The organism is Bradyrhizobium sp. USDA 4538 (assembly GCF_024171045.1).
GTDB classification, from domain to species: domain Bacteria; phylum Pseudomonadota; class Alphaproteobacteria; order Rhizobiales; family Xanthobacteraceae; genus Bradyrhizobium; species Bradyrhizobium australafricanum.
In genome coordinates, this window is record NZ_JALJZE010000001.1 from 992,978 (window position 1) to 1,008,903 (window position 15,926).

The following is a 15,926-nucleotide window of genomic DNA, read 5'->3' on the forward strand; positions in this document are numbered from 1 at the left end:
AGGATCGGTACGGGCTAGGTCTCCCGTGTGCCGCCTGCTTGCTGTGGCGATTGTGGTGATTGCCTTGGCGCCGAAGGTTTGGACGCCGGGAATTTGGGTTTCCGCGGAGGTGCCGCGATCAATCCATCCCGTATCGCTTGCTTGCGGGCAAGCTTGCGGGCTCGCCGCACGGCCTCGGATTTCTCTCGAGCCCTTTTTTCCGATGGCTTTTCGAACGATCTGCGGCGCTTCATCTCTCTAAAGACGCCCTCGCGCTGCAACCTCTTCTTTAGAACTCGAAGCGCCTGGTCGATGTTGTTGTCCCTGACAAGAACTTGCAACGGTTCACCTCTCTCGCGGTACAACGCACATTGAATGAACAAGACAAGAGCCCGCTCTATCAGTGACAGAGCGGGCCGCACTGCCATTCCAGTACATCCGTGGAACGGCAGCCGACGAACAACATCGCGGAAGCTTCAGCCGCGGTGCTACAAGCACGCGTCCTCGCTTTCATCCGACGATGTCTTTGGAAAAAGGTCCCGTGGGACCGATCTACAAGGCTCAAGGCCAGTCGATCCATCAAAGCTATGCACTTATCCCGGCTATGCAAGACGCAATCGCAGATCGTGAGAATTATATCCGACGGTTCAGCCACACCGAAATCATGGCTGAACGGCGATGGCGGCTTGACCGCGAACGCGAAAAGCGGTTCCCCAAAATCTCCATCGTTGCCGAGTAGCAAATTCGCTCCAACTAGCGCAGAGTACAGCGCTGCCGGATAACTATTGAGCGCCGGCACCTGAGAGCCTGGGCAGCTCCCGCCACAAAAGGGAGCCGAAGATGGCAACCCGCTACTATTTCGATATCCGCAACGGCGAGCAACTCTATGCCGACAAACAGGGCATCGAGCTACGCGACGAGGAAACTGCCGCGCACGAAGCGATGCAGTCATTGCTCAGCATAGCCAAGGAGAACCCGCCTTTGGACAAACACAGGCTGCTGGCGTTTGAGGTCCGGACGGACGAAGGCCCGCTGTTTCAGGTCAGTCTCAGTCTGGGCATCACAAGGTGCTAGCTGCCGCGCTGCGCAGCCCAGCTCAAGAATCCAGCCGGCAACTGCGCCAAGCGATAGCCACCTCAAGCACGGGCCCGTCGCCGTCCCGGACCTCGATGGCAATCTGATGGAAATTGTGACCGCGAAAGGAATCCCGAATTACGTCGGCCAAGGCGCGCGCAGCCTCCTCCTGAACCGCACCGAAGTTGGACATCTCCATGCCCTCTTCGTCGATCGCCAGGCCGCCGCCATCACGAAGATCGAAATAATAGCGCGTCATCGCCATGGTAATTTACCCCGGCTCTCGATTGTTCCTGCGAAGACCGAGGAATGTGGCCGGTGAGGACAGAGGCGCGCGAGCCGTCCGGGTGAGTCATGACCGCAAAAGCGAGAGAGTTCCTTGATTTCTGGATTGAAAACAGCGTCCACGCTGCCGAGCAATATGGAACGCCGGGTGCCTCGCAGGACGTTGCCGAGTTGGCGCGCCGGTGCATCGAGATAGCGGGACAGCAAGGCCTGACGGAACAGGATCTGCGTGATGCGGCCGGCGATATCACTGACTACATCAGGATCAGACTGAAGGCGGCGAACAGGAAGGAAGCCGATCGTCCCAAATGGTTCGGGCCACGGCCTGGCTTCGCGGCCTGAACTGGCGGCCGAGGCCGCGAAACAACAGGTCCGCTTCAGCAACGTATCAGCGACGGACTCGAAGACGTGCGTGATTGAGCGGCTTAACGCACGATGCGCTTGACCCGTTTGGTTCTCTTGGCAGCCACAGATGCCGTGCCAGCGGGTGCAGAGCCAGCCTGCGCGGCGGCCGCCTCGGCGTCACGCGCTTCACGGAGAGCCCGCAGACGCACCATGTTCTTGCGCACGGCGATCGCATCGCGCTCGACTTCAGCGATTGCCTGCGCACCAGCCTCGGCGGCAAGCCGCTGGCGTTGGGCCTTGGCCAGGCGCTCGGCAGAGAGTTCTTCCGGCTTCTTGGCCATGAGCGAATGAGCCCTTTGAAAAGCAGCGAGACCCGCTCAACCCATCAGAGGATCGAGCGGGCCGCGGCTGTCATCCCAGTACATCCGTGGAATAACAGATCGATTCAAGCCAGCCGAAGATCTTCGGCGCTGGTCTTGCCACGCATCTTGTCGACCTTGAGTTCGAACGACAGCTTCTGGCCCTCGGCGAGACCGCCAAGTCCGGCCCGCTCGACAGCGCTGATGTGAACGAACACGTCATTCGTGCCATCATCGGGCTGAATGAAACCGAAGCCCTTCTGGCCGTTGAACCACTTCACAGTACCTGTAGGCATTTGTCTTCTCCAAAGCGGACGCACGTGAATTCGCGCCTGGTTCCGCATCATCCTTCAACCGACGATGTTCTTTGGAAAAGGGCCGCTTTGACCATTCAACAAGGCACAACGGCAAATCGAACGCTGCAAGCATACACACTTAATCCGCTAGGGCAAGCTCGGAAGCGCCGTCGATCGGGGCGAGCGGAGCTTCACCGAGCTGCCGTTCCGATAAACCGAACCATGTTTCGCGTAAGGGCTTGCGCCGCCGCGCAACTCGGTGATCGGTGACGCGGACGCAAATCGCGATATTCAACCGCCCGAACTTTTCGCCTTGCGTGGAACTCGCTTGGCGTGCGTCTGAACACTTGCTTTTGCCGCTGCCGGTTCCGTCGGGCGCGTGATCGGAAACGTCTCCCGCATATGTGCTGCCAGCATTGCACAGTAATCGGTCGCGAAACGAGGCAACGGACGCCGCTTGTCCCATGAGATGGTGAGCGGCTCCTGCAACACGCGGCGTCCGTGCGTGAGACCGACAATCCTTAATTCGTAGCGCCAGCACTGAAGCTGGGAGGGAACGATCGCGACGCCGTGCCCCGCCTCGGCGAGCGCCAGCAAGGTGTGCGGACTGCGACTCTCGAACATGATCTTCGGTTTCAGCCCCGCCATACGGCTTGCCGCATCGAAAGCACGGCGAAATCCGAACCCGCTGTCCAGCAGCAGCAACGGAAGTTCGGCGAGGTCAGCGATCTCGATTGTGCAACGGGGACCAAGCGGCATCGACGGATGACAAGCAGCCAGTAACTGCACGGATCCAAGCGGAAGGCTGCCGAAGTGCTGTTCGTTCAGTCTGACGGCGTGCAGCAAATTTTGGCCGAGATGAACTTCGCCGCGCTCGAGCATCGCCAATATCTCGCTGCCCGTCCCCTCCCTGATCCTGATCTCGACCCTGGGATATCGCTCCGCGTACCGGTGCAGAAATTCCGACAGCACGCTTTCGATGTGTTGCGGCGAGCCGGCGATCCTTAGGACCCCGGTATCTCCTTGGCGAAGCAGCTGAGCCTGCTCCTTCAAGGAATTGACGCTGTTGAGCAGCAGACGGCAGCCCGCAATCAACTGCTCGCCTTCGCCGGTCAATAGAAGCCGCCGCCCGACGCGATCGAAGAGCTGCAAGCCGAGCTCCCGTTCGAGACCGATGATTTGCCTGGACAGAGCGGGTTGGGCGACACGCAACCGCAAAGCGGCTTTTGAGACCGTGCCGAGCTCGGCCACCGTCAAGAATGTGAGGGCCTGTTGAAGGTTCATGCCCGCTTATACCATTCGAGCATAAGGTTCGAGAAAATATATGTATTGGACGTATTTCGAAGCCTCGTGGAGAGTCCTGCCAGACTGCGGCTTACGGCATCGGCACTGGCATCGGAGGAAGCTCACATGAATTCTGGAGGCAAGATGGCTCTGGTCATGTTGAGTTGTACCGCTATCGGCGCTCTTGGCACCGAAGCACTGCATGGCGAAGCCAGGCCGCCCGCCTATCTGATCGGCCAAATCGAGGTCACCGACCCCGATGGTTATGCCAGGGAATATCTCCCGAAGGCGAAGGAGATCATCAAGGCGCATGGCGGCAAGCTGATCGCGGCTGCCGGCGCGGCGGCAACCGGTTCGCAGGTCGTTGCCGTCGATGGAGATCCACCCAAGCGCGTCGTCATCTACATGTATCCGAGCATGGAGGCGCTTTGGGCCTGGCGACACGATCCGGCCTACGTGCAGGTTCGGGCGGTCGGCGAGAAATACGCGAGGTACCACACATTTGCGGTCGAGGGCTCCGTCGCCAATTAGCCCTCATCACGCCGTCGGTCGCTGCGACCTGCAACGTGCGCCACCTAATTCCGAAACACCAGGCAGCGCCCGCCGACTGCCTCCAACCGGGCGCACAGCTGATTAGCTCGCTCACGGGTCGTCTCGGCGACCCGGAGCAGATACCAGGTGGCCGAGCCTGGCCCGGCCATGCGCGATCTCAGAACGAGCGGTGCGCGATCGCCGAGCACGGATGCAAATCGTTTCTGAAGTTGCTGGTAGTCGGCGAGTACGCGCGATTGCGACGGGCCGCCGGCCAATTGAAGTCCCCAGGGCCCCCACGCAGCTTGCTGCGCGATTGTCGCGGACTCTCTTGGGCCCGCTGGAAGCGCCCGAACGAGCATGCCGCGCACGATGTCACCACAAGCCATGGCCGCATCGGTGTGGACCCGATCCTCAAGCGAGCCTTGCGCCCATTCCTCTGCGGACTTGCCGGTGATGATCCTGACATAGGCGCGCGTTTCGCCCGGCAGGCTTCCACGTCCCGCCAACCAATCCTGAACGCGCCGTGGACCACCATTATAGGCGGCCGCCGCAAGGCCGAGATTGCCGAACTGCGCGCGCAGCTCGCGGAGCCAGCGCGCGGATTCCTGCGAGGCAGGCAATGGCTCGAACGGGTCGGCCAGACCGCGCCACCGCGCAGTACCGGGCATGAACTGGGCGATCCCCTGGGCACCGGCCGAACTGACCGAGTTGGGATCGAAATTGCTTTCCTGCCAGATCAGCCGGACGAAGAAATCCGGCGGCAAGCCGTTCTCCAATGCAGCCTCCTCTAACGCCTTGCAGTACTGCTGCGGCCCATCGAGCTTTGGACGCAAAGCTGTCGGCGCCGGCGACGGAACGGATGACGATTGCTGATCGGACGCCGACCGATCGGCCTCAGCGTTGCGCACTCCGGCGTTGCTATCCGGACGAGACGTTTCTGTTTGCGATGTTTCTGTCTGCGCCGGCTCTGCGCGTTGCGCGCCGGGCGTGACCGCTGGATCGCCGAGAGGTTGGGCGCTTGCGACGGGGACGAACAGCAGCAGGCAAGCCGAGCCGATAGCCGCTGGCAAAATCGATCGATGAACCCGCCGCGGCCCGAAAATCGACTGCATAAAGCGATCATCAAATTGGATGCACTTGCGGAATCATATCATCGGCGCCGCCCGGGCGGCCAGAAAATTTGCTGCCTAGCGGTTGGACAGGCTTCCAACGATCGACGCGCGGCGGGACAGTTCGATCCAGTTGCCATCGGGATCGAGGATCATGGAGATCCGTGCGACCTCGCCGAGCGTCACCGGCGCAAGGCCTTCCCGCACGCCCTTGGCGCGCAACTCGTCATGCACGGCGTCGATGTCGGCGACCTGCAGCGTGATGTAGCGCCAGCCGCGCGCACCCCGAACCGGATCGATGGTTGCGGCGCGATCTTCCCTGAGCAGGATCAGACTGTCGCCGAGGCGAAACGCCGGACCATCAGACCATGTCTGCTCGGTGAAGTCGAGGATGTCGCCGTAGAACCTGCGATGCGCGGCAAGGTCGCGCACCGCCATCACGACGCCGATCTGGGCGATGCCGTCATGTCCGGGCGGGACGAGGCAAACGCTGTTGCCGTCGGGGTCGGCCATGCGTTGCGGTGCGTCGACGCCGGCGCGCGCAATGATCAGCTCGCGATAGCCGCTCGGCGCCACATCCGGCAGCGGCTCGACATGATGGTTGAGCTTGATGACCGAACCTTGCGCGTCGTGCCGGTACTGTTTCTGCCCGCGGCGGATCGGCTGCACATGATCGAAGCGAAGTCCGGCCTCCTGCTGCCAGAACCGCAGCATCGGTTCGAGATCGTTGAAGGAAAGGCCGACGTCGATCACGTTCTTTGCCAGTTGCATCTGCTGCCGCCTTCGGATGAAGTGCACCACGATGGATTAGCTATGCGAGGATCAAGTCACCAACGCAAGCACCACGATCACTGTCGCAGGTCGGCCGGCCTGCCGGTGCACCTGCCTGAAACAGTCAATCCAGTGAGGACCGATATGCAAGCAGGCCTCGTTCAAACCTTTCGCGCTTTTGCGTACAATAATGCCTGGGCCAATCACCGCCTGCTCACGGCCTGCGCCGGTCTCAGCCAGGCGGAGTTCGCCGCCGCGCGGACCGGGTTCTTCCCGAGCCTGCAGGCGACGCTGAACCACATTCATGTCATCGATCTCTTCTACATTGATGCGCTCGAGGGCGGCTGGCTCGGGCCGAAAGCGTGGGCCAACGAGGTGCCCTACCCGTCAGTCGCCGCACTGAAAGACGCCCAGCGCGCGATCGATCAGCAGCTGATCATGCACTGCGATGCGCTGACGGCTGAGCGGCTCGATGATGTGGTCAAGATCAATCGCGACACGAGCGTGCAGACCGAGCGGCGCGACCGCCTCTTGATGCATCTGTTCCAGCACCAGATCCATCATCGCGGCCAGGCCCATGCGATGCTCTCGGAGACCACGGTGAAGCCGCCGCAGCTCGACGAATTCTTCGCCGCCGGCGAAGCCCCGCTCCGGGCAGCCGATTTCAGGGATCTCGGCTGGAGCGAAGCCACCGTGTGGGGCGGCTGAAGGCGAGGTTCCGCCCGCCATCGGCGATGCGGTTCCTGATCCGGAACGAGGTCTTGAAACCCGGCGCCTCCACGCTCACCTCTGGTAAAACGTGGGGAACTCTATCAATGCCATTCGCCAATCACCGGGGCCAGCGTATCCATTACACCGTCGAGGGATCCGGGCCGCTGATCGTGCTTCAGCACGGTCTCTTGCTCGACGCCGCGAGCTGGAAGCAATGCGGCGTGGTCGACGCGCTTGCCGATCGCTTTCGTGTCGTCTGCGTCGATTCGCTCGGACATGGCCTGAGCGACAAGCCCGCCGATCCGGCGCTTTATAACCAGGCGCAGCGCGCCGGCGACATCGTCGCCGTGATCGACGATCTCGGCGACGAGCGCGCCCATGTGGTGGGACACTCGATGGGCGGCTGGGTCGCGGTCGGCGTCGCCCGATTTTTCCCGGCACGGCTGGCGTCGCTGGCAATCGGCGGCTGGGACTTTCTCACCGGACTGCCGCGCGGTAATGCCGGCCCGCTGACCTACAGCGCCTTCATCACCTTTGCCCGCCGCACCGTGCCGGAGCTCGCCGAATGGGTGACGCCGGATATCGAAGGCGGAGTGCGTGCCTGCTTCAATGCGCTCGGCCAGGTCGATGGCGCAAAGGACGCGGTGCTGTCCTCGCGCGTGCCGGTGCTGCTGTGGAACGGACAGGACGACGGACCGCATGCGCCGATGCGGCGCTTCGCCGCGGAAAACGGCCTCGCTGCGATGTCGGTGCCCGGCGATCACCTCGGCGCGCTATTTCAGCACGGCGCCGCGATCGGCCGGGGTATCGGCTCGTTCGTCGGTCGCGGTTAGAGCGCTTAGGCAGAACAGCGCCCCCCGACTTCGCTGTGCTCCCTCTCCCGTTCTTCACGGGGAGAGGGTTGGGGTGAGGGGCTGTCTCCGTGTAAACGGTGATAGCTGTGTTCGCGGAGACTCCCCCTCACCCGGAACGCATCTAGCGATGCGTCATAGCTGAAGCTCTGCTTCAGCGTTCTTGGGAACGGCCGCCAACGGCGGCCTATGCCTCTCCCCGCACGCGGGGCGAGGTGAAGCGTCCCGCGCTACGCCGGCTCCGGCATCCCTGAGAGCAGCTTGTCGAGCGTGATCGGATAGTCGCGCACGCGAACGCCGGTCGCGTTGTGGACCGCATTGGCGACCGCGGCGGCGACGCCGCAGATGCCGAGCTCGGCGACGCCCTTGGCCTTCATCGGCGATGAGATCGGATCGGTCTCGTCGAGGAAGATCATCTCCTGATGCGGGATGTCGGCATGGACCGGCACCTCATAGGCAGCAAGGTCGTGATTGATGAACAGGCCGTGCCGCTTGTCGACCACGAGATCCTCCATCAGCGCCGCCCCGACACCCATGGTCATCGCGCCGATCACCTGGCTGCGCGCCGCCTTCGGGTTGAGGATGCGGCCCGCCGCGCAGACCGCAAGCATCCGCCGCACCCGGATCTCCGCCGTGTCGGCATCGACGCCGACCTCGACGAAATGCGCGCCGAAGGTCGACTGCTGGTAGGTTTTCGCGAGATCGCCGTATTCGATGGCATCCTCCGCCATGAGGTCGCCGCCGCCGGCGGCCTGCGCCAGCGGCACGCTGCGATTGCCGGAGCGGACCACGCCGTCGGCAAACACCGCCTCCGCGGAATTGAAGCCGAGCTTCTGCGCAATGGCCTCGCGCAGCTTGGTACAGGCGGCATAGACGCCGGCGGTCGAATTGTTGCCGCCCCACTGCCCGCCCGAGCCGCAGGACACCGGAAAGTCGGAATCGCCGAGCCGCACCGCGACCTTCTCGAGCGGCACGCCCATCATCTCGGCCGCAGTCTGCGCGATGATGGTGTACGAACCGGTGCCGATGTCGGTCATGTCGGTCTCGACGGTCACGATGCCGTTCTGGTCCAGACGAACGCGGGCCGCCGATTTGGTCACGAGATTGTTCCGGAACGCCGCGGCGACGCCCATCCCGACCAGCCAGCGTCCGTCGCGGACCTCGCCCGGCTTCGAGTTGCGCTTGTCCCAGCCGAACCGCGCCGCGCCATCGCTCAGGCACTGCACCAATTGCCGCTGCGAGAAGTGCCGCTCCGGATGCTCGGGGTCGACCTGGGTGTCGTTGCTGATGCGCAGCACGACCGGGTCGATGCCGAGCTTGTCGGCGAGCTCGTCGATCGCGATCTCGAGCGCCATCATGCCGGAGGCTTCTCCGGGCGCGCGCATCGCATTGCCCTCCGGCAGATCGAGCGCTGCAAGCCGCGTCGCCGTCATCCGGCTGGCGCCGGCATAAAGCAGCCGCGTCTGGCTCACCGCCATCTCGGGTTCGCCGTCCTTGACGTTGCCGGACCAGCTTTCGTGGCCGATCGCGGTGATCTTGCCGTCGCGCTCGGCGCCGATGCGGATGCGCTGGATCGTCGCCGGACGGTGCGTCGTGTTGTTGAACATCAGCGGACGTTGCAGCGCGACCTTGACCGGACGGCCGGCCGCGCGGGCGCCGAGCGCGGCGAGCAGCACCTCGGCGCGCAGGAACAGCTTGCCGCCGAAGCCGCCGCCGATATAGGGCGACACCAGACGGACATTCTCCTTGGCGATGCCGAGCGTCTTCGCCATATCCTCAGCGCCCCAGGCGATCATCTGGTTCGAGGTCCAGACCGTGAGCTTGTCGCCGTCCCAGGCCGCGATCGAAGCATGCGGCTCCATCATCGCGTGGCCCTGATCGGGCGTGGTGTAGGTGGCATCGAGTTGTACGGGCGCACCAGCGAAGGCGGCGGCGAAATCGCCGACGGCGGTATCGGCCGGGCCGCCGAATGACGGGTGCGGCGTGACGCCCTTGTCCCGCTCCGCGGCGAGATCGAACTTGCCGTCGCCCTTGACGTAGTCGATCCGGACCAGCTGCGCCGCGGCCCGCGCCTGCTCGAAGGTCCCGGCGACGACGACGGCGACGGCTTGGTGATAATGCGCGATCTCGGGCCCGCCGAGCAGCGGCGCCGCATTGCGCTCGCCCTTGCCGAGCTTGCCGGCGTTGTCCGCTGTGACGATGGCGAGCACGCCCGGTGCAGCCTTCGCCGCCTCGAGATCGATCGAACCGATCCGCCCCTTGCCGATCGCCGAACCGACCACGTAGCCATAGGCCTGGTTGGCCGCGACGTCGTGCCGCTCATAGGCGTAAGGCGCGGTGCCGGTGGTCTTCAGCGGCCCGTCGATCCGGCTGGTCGGGTGGCCGATCACCTTGAGCTGGTCGATCGGATTGAAGGTGGCGGGATGTTCAAAACGCATGATGTCAGGCCCTCTTCTTAAGCCTTGGATCTTAAGCTCTGGCCTCGCGCAGCACCGCCGCCAGCGTTCGCTCGGCGAGCGGCAGCTTGTACGCATTGTCCTTGGTCGGCTTCGCATCGGCGAACAGGCGCGCGGTGACGGCCTTGGCGCCAGCAGGCAATTCCGCCTCCGCCGCCTCGACGCGCCACGGCTTGTGCGCCACGCCGCCGAGCGCGACGCGGCCGGTGCCGTCGCGCTGCACGATCGCGGCAACCGAGACCAGCGCAAAGGCATAAGAGGCGCGGTCGCGCACCTTGCGATAGGCCTGCGCGCCGCCGACCGGTTTCGGCAGCACCACCGCGGTGATCAGCTCGCCCGGCACCAGGCTGGTTTCGATCTCGGGGCTGTCGCCGGGCAGACGATGCAGCTCGGCGATCGGGATGCTGCGCGTGGTGCCGTCGGGCCGCACCGTCTCGACGACGGCGTCGAGCGCGCGCATCGCCACCGCCATGTCGCTCGGATGGGTCGCGATGCAGGCGTCGCTCACACCGACCACCGCATGCTGGCGGCTGAAGCCGCCGATCGCGGCGCAGCCGCTGCCGGGCTTGCGCTTGTTGCAGGGCAGATTGGTGTCGTAAAAATAGGGACAGCGCGTCCGCTGCAGCAGATTGCCCGCGGTCGTCGCCTTGTTGCGCAGCTGGCCGGAGGCGCCGGCGAGCAGCGCGCGCGACAGCACGCCATAGTCCCGCCGCACGCGTATATCGGCGGCGAGATCGGTGTTGCGCACCAGCGCGCCGATCCGCAAGCCGCCGTCCGCGGTCTCCTCGATGCGGTCGAGCGCCAGGTCGTTGACGTCGATCAGATGCGCCGGCGTCTCGATCTCGAGCTTCATCAGGTCGAGCAGATTGGTGCCGCCGGCGATGAACTTGGCGTTCGCGGTGCCGGCGGCGGCTGCGGCCGCCGCGCCCGGCGAGGCGGCGCGCTCATAGCTGAATGATCTCATGCGCTCCTCCCGGCGACCTCGCTGATCGCCTCGGCGATGTTGGAATAGGCGCCGCAGCGGCAGATGTTGCCGCTCATGCGCTCGCGGAGCTCGGCATTGGTCAGTCGCAGCGGCGCATTCAGATCCGCCGTGACATGGCTCGGGATGCCGGCCTTGACCTCGGCAAGCACTGCGACCGCCGAGCAGATCTGGCCCGGCGTGCAATAGCCGCATTGATAGCCATCATGCTCGACGAATGCCGCCTGCAGCGGATGCAACCCGTCCGGCGTGCCGAGCCCCTCGATCGTCGTGATCTCGTCGCCCTGATGCATCACGGCGAGCGTCAGGCAGGAATTGATCCGCCGGCCGTCGACGATCACCGTGCAGGCGCCGCATTGGCCGTGGTCGCAGCCCTTCTTGGTGCCGGTCAGATGCAGGTGCTCGCGCAGGGCATCGAGCAGCGTGGTCCTGGTGTCGAGCTCGAGCTGGTGGGTTTCGCCGTTCACGTCAAAGGATACTCTCGTCATCACGGGCGCTCCGGTCGGGGCAGATTGGGCGGCCGCAGGCGGCGGCGCGATCGACGACGCCGCAAGCGAGGCGGCTCCAACAATCAACAGATGGCGCCGCGATAGTTCCAAACGTCCGGAGATCTGCATGCCGCTGCTCTCCTCAAGTCAGCCGAGCGCGGAACCACGACAACAACGTGTCGAGGTCTGCTCGGCCTGTCAGCAAAGGGGGAATGCTGCGAACAGCGGAATGTTTCTCGCGGGGAAGTTAAACTCGTCGCGAGCGCCACAGCCGCTCCAGGGAGGCAGCGGCGCCATCAGGCGCGGGCGGCCTCCGCGGCAGTATCGCCGTGCGCGGCCGGCCTACGACCAATGTCCCCTGCCCGGAATCGCAAGATTCCGGTTATCTGCATTGCGCCGTTCTCATGCTCGCCCACGGGGAAAAGCGGCCCGGAACACGCTGGAGCTCTTGGGGCTTGCACCGGATCATGTAGGATGGCGGCACGACCTCCACCGGCGACGATGCCGGCCGACCCTGGGACCGCTCGATGACCGCGCATGTCATAGTGACCGACGAAGCCGCCACGCGCGTGATCCGGCTGCGCAGGCCCGAAAAGAAGAACGCGATCACCCAGGAGATGTTTCGCGCGATCAGCGACGCGATCGACAAGGCGCAGAACAATCCGAAGATCCGCTGCCTGATCATCACCGGCGGCTCCGGCGTGTTCACTGCGGGCAACGACATCGAGGACCTGCTCGCGCAGGGCACCTCGACCAGTGAGACGCCGCCGGCCTCCGACCTCGTCAAGTTCCTGTATTCGCTGGCCCACAATGTGAAGCCGATCATCGCCGCCGTCGACGGCGTCGCGATGGGCATCGGCACCACCATGCTGTTTCACTGCGACTATGTGCTCGCCAGCAAGACCGCGCTGTTCTCGACGCCGTTCTCCAATTTCGGCCTAGTGCCGGAAGGCGCCTCGAGCCTGTTGATGCCGCGCATGATGGGCCACCAGCGTGCCTTCGCGATGCTGGTGATGGGCCGCACCATGTCGGCCGACGACGCCCGCGTCGCCGGCTTCGTCAATACCGTGGTGGCGCCGGGGCATGCCGAGGTGGAGGCGCACAAGGTGGCGCGCGAGATCTGCGCGCTGCCGGCCGAGGCGGTGGCGATCTCGCGGCGCCTGATCCGGCTGCCGCCAGAGGACGTCACCCGCCGCATCGAGCAGGAGAACCATCTGTTCAGCGAACGGATGCGCTCCGAGGAAGCAGTCGAGGCGTTCAAGGCATTCATGGCTCGCCCGAAGGATTGAAACGAAGCGTCGCAATATTGTAGTGGCGCGGCGCCATGATCCCGTGCTCCATGGACAGGTCATGAGACAGCCCCGCCTTTCCCCTCTCGCCGCGCTCTGCGCGTTCGGACTGGCCGCAGCAAACCCCTGCCCGGCGCAGGCCGCGGAGCCGGTGAGCCTGCGCATTCTCGCGATCAACGATTTCCACGGCTATCTGCGGCCGCCGCCGGGCGGCATCCGCATCACCGACCCCGCTGACGCGACCAGGAAGATCATGGAGGCCGCCGGCGGCGCCGAGCGGATGGCCACCGTCGTCAAGCAGCTGCGCGAGGGCCACAAGAACAACATCTTCGTTGCGGCCGGAGACCTGATCGGCGCAAGCCCGTTCCTGTCGGCGATGTTTCACGACGAGCCGACCATCGAGTCGCTCTCGCTGATGGGGCTTGCGATCTCCTCGGTCGGCAATCACGAATTCGACGAGGGCAAGGACGAGCTGCTGCGGATGCAGAATGGCGGCTGCCATCCGATCGACAAATGCCAGGGGCAGCACCCGTTCACGGGAGCCAAATTCCGCTATCTCGCCGCCTCCACGATCGAGAAGGCGACCGGCAAGCCGGTGTTTCCGCCCTACGAGATCAAGCAATTCGACGGCATTGCAGTGGCCTTCATCGGGCTGACGCTGAAGAACACCCCGAACCTGGTGTCGCCGGCCGGCGTCGCGAGCCTCGACTTTCGCGACGAGGCCGAGACCGTCAATGCGCTGATCCCCGAGCTGAAGGCGAAGGGCGTCGAGGCGATCGTGGTGCTGATCCACGAAGGCGGCTTTCCGACCGGCGACTATAATGAATGTCCAGGGATCTCCGGGCCGATCGTCGACATCGTCAAGAAGTTCGATCGCGCGGTCGACGTCGTGGTCTCCGGCCACACCCACCAGGCCTATGTCTGCGAGATCGACGGACGGCTCGTCACCTCCGGCGACAAATACGGCACCCTGGTCACCGCGATCGATCTTCAGCTCGATCCGAACAGTCATGACGTGATCAGCGCCAGGGCCGCCAACACCATCGTGCGGATCGCCGGCACCGCCAAGGATCCCGAGCAGAGCGCGCTGCTGGAATCCTACGACCGGCTGGCCGCGCCGATCGCGAGCCGCGCGGCAGGCTCGGTCACCGAAACGCTGTCGCGTACACCTGCCGAAACTGGCGAGAGCCCGCTCGGCGACATCGTCGCCGATGCACAGCTGCTTGCAACCAGCGCCGAGCCGAATGGCGGCGCGCTGATCGCCTTCACCAATCCCGGCGGCGTGCGCACCGACATCGTCAAGCGCGAGGACGGCGCGGTGACCTATGCCGATATCTTCGCAAGCCAGCCGTTCCGCAACCAGCTCGTGACGATGACGCTGACCGGCAAGCAGCTCAAGGACGCACTGGAGCAGCAATGGGCCGATCCGAAGCGGCCGCGCGCCCTCCAGGTCTCGAAGGGGTTCTCCTATGCGTGGGATGCGAGCAAGCCCGATGGCGCGCGCATCATCGCCGCACGGATGTCGCTGGACGGCAAGCCGATCGACCCGGCCGCGAGCTACCGCATCACAGTGAACAATTATCTCGCCGAGGGCGGCGACGGCTTCACGGTGTTCAAGCAAGGAACCGCGCAGCAGTTCGGCATCTACGACGTCGATGCGCTCTATGCCTACTTCAAGGCCAACAGCCCGGTGGGCCCGACGGCAGACAAGCGGATCGAGCGGATCAATTGAGCCGCAAACTCGTCTTCGTCATGGCCGGGCTAAACACTTGTCCCGGCCATCCACGTCTCTTTAGCGTTAGCGCCTTCGGACCAAAGACGTGGATGCCCGGCACAAGGCCGGGCATGACGAGTTTGGGGATCAGGCCGGCGGACTCTCAGAGACCTTGGCAAGATGTCGAAGAACGAGCACCGGAACTGCGAGATCAAACGCGGCCCTTTCCGGAACGCCGCTAACGGCCTAGATTAGGGCCTGCTCTTGCATGATCTTGGTCGGAAAACCGCTGCGCACTTTTCCGGATCATGCGTCCTCGCACGCGCATCGATTGCGCCGGGAATCTGCATGACACTGCTTCTGACGCATTCCGCCTGTCTCGACCACCTGACCCCTCCCGGACATCCCGAACGCCCCGACCGGCTGCGGGCGGTCGCCGAGGTGCTCGGCGAGGATCGCTTCAAGGCGCTGGTGCGCGATTCCGCGCCGGAAGGCGACCTCGACACCGTGCTGCTCTGTCACGGCGAGCACTATGTCGGCGAACTCCGCCACATCGCGCCGACCTCCGGCATGATCTATATCGACGGCGACACCTCGATGTCGCCGGGCACCTGGGAAGCGGTGATGCGCGGCGTCGGCGGCGCGGTGGCCGCCGCCGATGCGGTGATGGAGGGCAAGCATCAAAACGCGTTCGTCGCGGTGCGCCCGCCCGGGCACCACGCCGAGAAATCGACGCCGATGGGCTTCTGCTTCTTCGACAATGCCGCGATCGCCGCCCGCCACGCGCAGCGCAAATACGGCATCAAGCGCGCCGCAATCATCGATTTCGACGTCCATCACGGCAACGGCACGCAGGATATCTTCTGGGCCGACCCGACCGTGATGTATTGCTCGACGCACCAGATGCCGCTGTTCCCAGGCACTGGGGCCACCGGCGAGCGTGGCGAGCACGACACTGTCGTCAACGCGCCGCTGGCGCCCGGCGACGGCGGCGCCAAGTTCCGCTCCGCTTTCGAGAACCTGATCCTGCCGCAGCTGGAGAAGTTCTCCCCCGAACTTATCGTCATTTCGGCGGGCTTCGACGCGCATCACCGCGATCCCTTGGCCTCGATCAACCTGACGGGCGAGGATTTCGGCTGGGTCACGCGCAAGCTGATGGATCTCGCCGACAAGAGCGCCGGCGGCCGCGTCGTCTCCGTTCTGGAAGGCGGCTACGACCTGCAGGGCCTGAAAGAGTCGGTGGCATCTCACGTCACCGCATTGATGGACGGGTAAATCCCCGCCACAATACGCCCGCAAAAATTCGATTGATTCTGCGCCGGGGCGAGCATGGCCTGCGACAGGTCATGTTTGGACGACAAGATCAGGTTGCGATCTGATCCACGCAATCGGGAACGCA

The 15,926-nt window shown here is 64.4% G+C and carries 19 protein-coding genes; 9 read left to right on the top strand and 10 right to left on the bottom strand.

Going from position 1 to position 15,926, the window contains the following annotated elements; all coding sequences use genetic code 11:
- Positions 1–14: 14 nt before the first annotated feature.
- A complete protein-coding gene (gene rpsU / locus J2R78_RS04285) occupies positions 15–320 on the bottom strand; it encodes a 30S ribosomal protein S21 (RefSeq protein WP_075968627.1) in 306 nt (101 codons plus the stop codon).
- A gap of 200 nt (positions 321–520) precedes the next feature.
- Between rpsU and J2R78_RS04290 the strand changes: the two genes are divergently transcribed.
- Positions 521–718 (top strand): hypothetical protein, encoded by a 198-nt coding sequence (locus J2R78_RS04290; RefSeq protein WP_253603092.1) that lies wholly within the window; start codon positions 521–523, stop codon positions 716–718.
- 101 nt (positions 719–819) lie between these two features.
- Positions 820–1,053 carry a DUF6894 family protein gene (locus J2R78_RS04295; protein WP_253603093.1) on the top strand — a complete coding sequence of 78 codons (234 nt, stop codon included), beginning with the start codon at positions 820–822 and terminating at the stop codon, positions 1,051–1,053.
- A gap of 22 nt (positions 1,054–1,075) precedes the next feature.
- Here J2R78_RS04295 and J2R78_RS04300 read toward each other — a convergent pair whose 3' ends face one another.
- Entirely contained in the window at positions 1,076–1,318 is a 243-nt protein-coding gene (locus J2R78_RS04300; RefSeq protein ID WP_253603095.1) for a DUF6894 family protein, read from the bottom strand.
- Between the two features lie 89 nt (positions 1,319–1,407).
- Here J2R78_RS04300 and J2R78_RS04305 point away from each other — a divergent pair, with 89 nt between their 5' ends.
- A complete protein-coding gene (locus J2R78_RS04305; protein WP_253603096.1) occupies positions 1,408–1,680 on the top strand; it encodes a hypothetical protein in 273 nt (90 codons plus the stop codon).
- 83 nt (positions 1,681–1,763) lie between these two features.
- Here J2R78_RS04305 and J2R78_RS04310 read toward each other — a convergent pair whose 3' ends face one another.
- From J2R78_RS04310 to J2R78_RS04320, 3 genes are all read right to left on the bottom strand, one after another.
- Positions 1,764–2,024 carry a hypothetical protein gene (locus J2R78_RS04310; RefSeq protein WP_057015228.1) on the bottom strand — a complete coding sequence of 87 codons (261 nt, stop codon included), beginning with the start codon at positions 2,022–2,024 and terminating at the stop codon, positions 1,764–1,766.
- Positions 2,025–2,128: 104 nt separating this feature from the next.
- Positions 2,129–2,338, bottom strand: a complete 210-nt coding sequence (locus J2R78_RS04315; protein WP_028339489.1) for a cold-shock protein — start codon at positions 2,336–2,338, stop codon at positions 2,129–2,131.
- Between the two features lie 291 nt (positions 2,339–2,629).
- Entirely contained in the window at positions 2,630–3,622 is a 993-nt protein-coding gene (locus J2R78_RS04320; RefSeq protein ID WP_253603098.1) for a LysR family transcriptional regulator, read from the bottom strand.
- A 144-nt stretch (positions 3,623–3,766) separates the two neighbouring features.
- On the opposite strand from J2R78_RS04320, the gene J2R78_RS04325 reads away from it, so the two are divergent.
- A complete protein-coding gene (locus J2R78_RS04325; protein WP_225161630.1) occupies positions 3,767–4,153 on the top strand; it encodes a DUF1330 domain-containing protein in 387 nt (128 codons plus the stop codon).
- Positions 4,154–4,197: 44 nt separating this feature from the next.
- Here the strand turns inward: J2R78_RS04325 and J2R78_RS04330 are convergent, their stop codons facing one another.
- Positions 4,198–5,268, bottom strand: a complete 1,071-nt coding sequence (locus J2R78_RS04330) for a lytic transglycosylase domain-containing protein (protein ID WP_253603100.1) — start codon at positions 5,266–5,268, stop codon at positions 4,198–4,200.
- Positions 5,269–5,343: 75 nt separating this feature from the next.
- Positions 5,344–6,036 (bottom strand): VOC family protein, encoded by a 693-nt coding sequence (locus tag J2R78_RS04335; RefSeq protein WP_253603102.1) that lies wholly within the window; start codon positions 6,034–6,036, stop codon positions 5,344–5,346.
- Positions 6,037–6,180: 144 nt separating this feature from the next.
- Here J2R78_RS04335 and J2R78_RS04340 point away from each other — a divergent pair, with 144 nt between their 5' ends.
- Complete coding sequence (locus J2R78_RS04340; protein ID WP_253603104.1) at positions 6,181–6,744, top strand: DinB family protein; 564 nt, start codon at positions 6,181–6,183, stop codon at positions 6,742–6,744.
- 107 nt (positions 6,745–6,851) lie between these two features.
- The gene (locus J2R78_RS04345; RefSeq protein ID WP_253603106.1) at positions 6,852–7,580 is read left to right on the top strand and encodes an alpha/beta fold hydrolase; all 729 of its coding nucleotides are present in this window, start codon (positions 6,852–6,854) and stop codon (positions 7,578–7,580) included.
- Positions 7,581–7,828: 248 nt separating this feature from the next.
- Here J2R78_RS04345 and paoC read toward each other — a convergent pair whose 3' ends face one another.
- Genes paoC through paoA form a run of 3 tightly spaced genes read right to left on the bottom strand, consistent with a single transcriptional unit; the run spans position 7,829 to position 11,653 of the window.
- Entirely contained in the window at positions 7,829–10,036 is a 2,208-nt protein-coding gene (gene paoC, locus J2R78_RS04350; RefSeq protein ID WP_253603107.1) for an aldehyde oxidoreductase molybdenum-binding subunit PaoC, read from the bottom strand.
- A gap of 31 nt (positions 10,037–10,067) precedes the next feature.
- Positions 10,068–11,018: a xanthine dehydrogenase family protein subunit M gene (locus J2R78_RS04355; protein WP_253603109.1), complete on the bottom strand. Its 951-nt coding sequence runs from the start codon at positions 11,016–11,018 to the stop codon at positions 10,068–10,070.
- Positions 11,015–11,653 carry an aldehyde dehydrogenase iron-sulfur subunit PaoA gene (gene paoA / locus J2R78_RS04360; protein ID WP_229191168.1) on the bottom strand — a complete coding sequence of 213 codons (639 nt, stop codon included), beginning with the start codon at positions 11,651–11,653 and terminating at the stop codon, positions 11,015–11,017. The genes J2R78_RS04355 and paoA overlap by 4 nt, the downstream gene beginning before the upstream one ends.
- 398 nt (positions 11,654–12,051) lie before the next feature.
- Here paoA and J2R78_RS04365 point away from each other — a divergent pair, with 398 nt between their 5' ends.
- From J2R78_RS04365 to J2R78_RS04375, 3 genes are all read left to right on the top strand, one after another.
- The gene (locus J2R78_RS04365; protein ID WP_092083615.1) at positions 12,052–12,813 is read left to right on the top strand and encodes a crotonase/enoyl-CoA hydratase family protein; all 762 of its coding nucleotides are present in this window, start codon (positions 12,052–12,054) and stop codon (positions 12,811–12,813) included.
- Positions 12,814–12,874: 61 nt separating this feature from the next.
- Complete coding sequence (locus J2R78_RS04370) at positions 12,875–14,545, top strand: bifunctional UDP-sugar hydrolase/5'-nucleotidase (protein ID WP_253603111.1); 1,671 nt, start codon at positions 12,875–12,877, stop codon at positions 14,543–14,545.
- A gap of 330 nt (positions 14,546–14,875) precedes the next feature.
- Positions 14,876–15,802 (top strand): histone deacetylase family protein, encoded by a 927-nt coding sequence (locus J2R78_RS04375; RefSeq protein ID WP_253603113.1) that lies wholly within the window; start codon positions 14,876–14,878, stop codon positions 15,800–15,802.
- Positions 15,803–15,926: the final 124 nt, after the last annotated feature.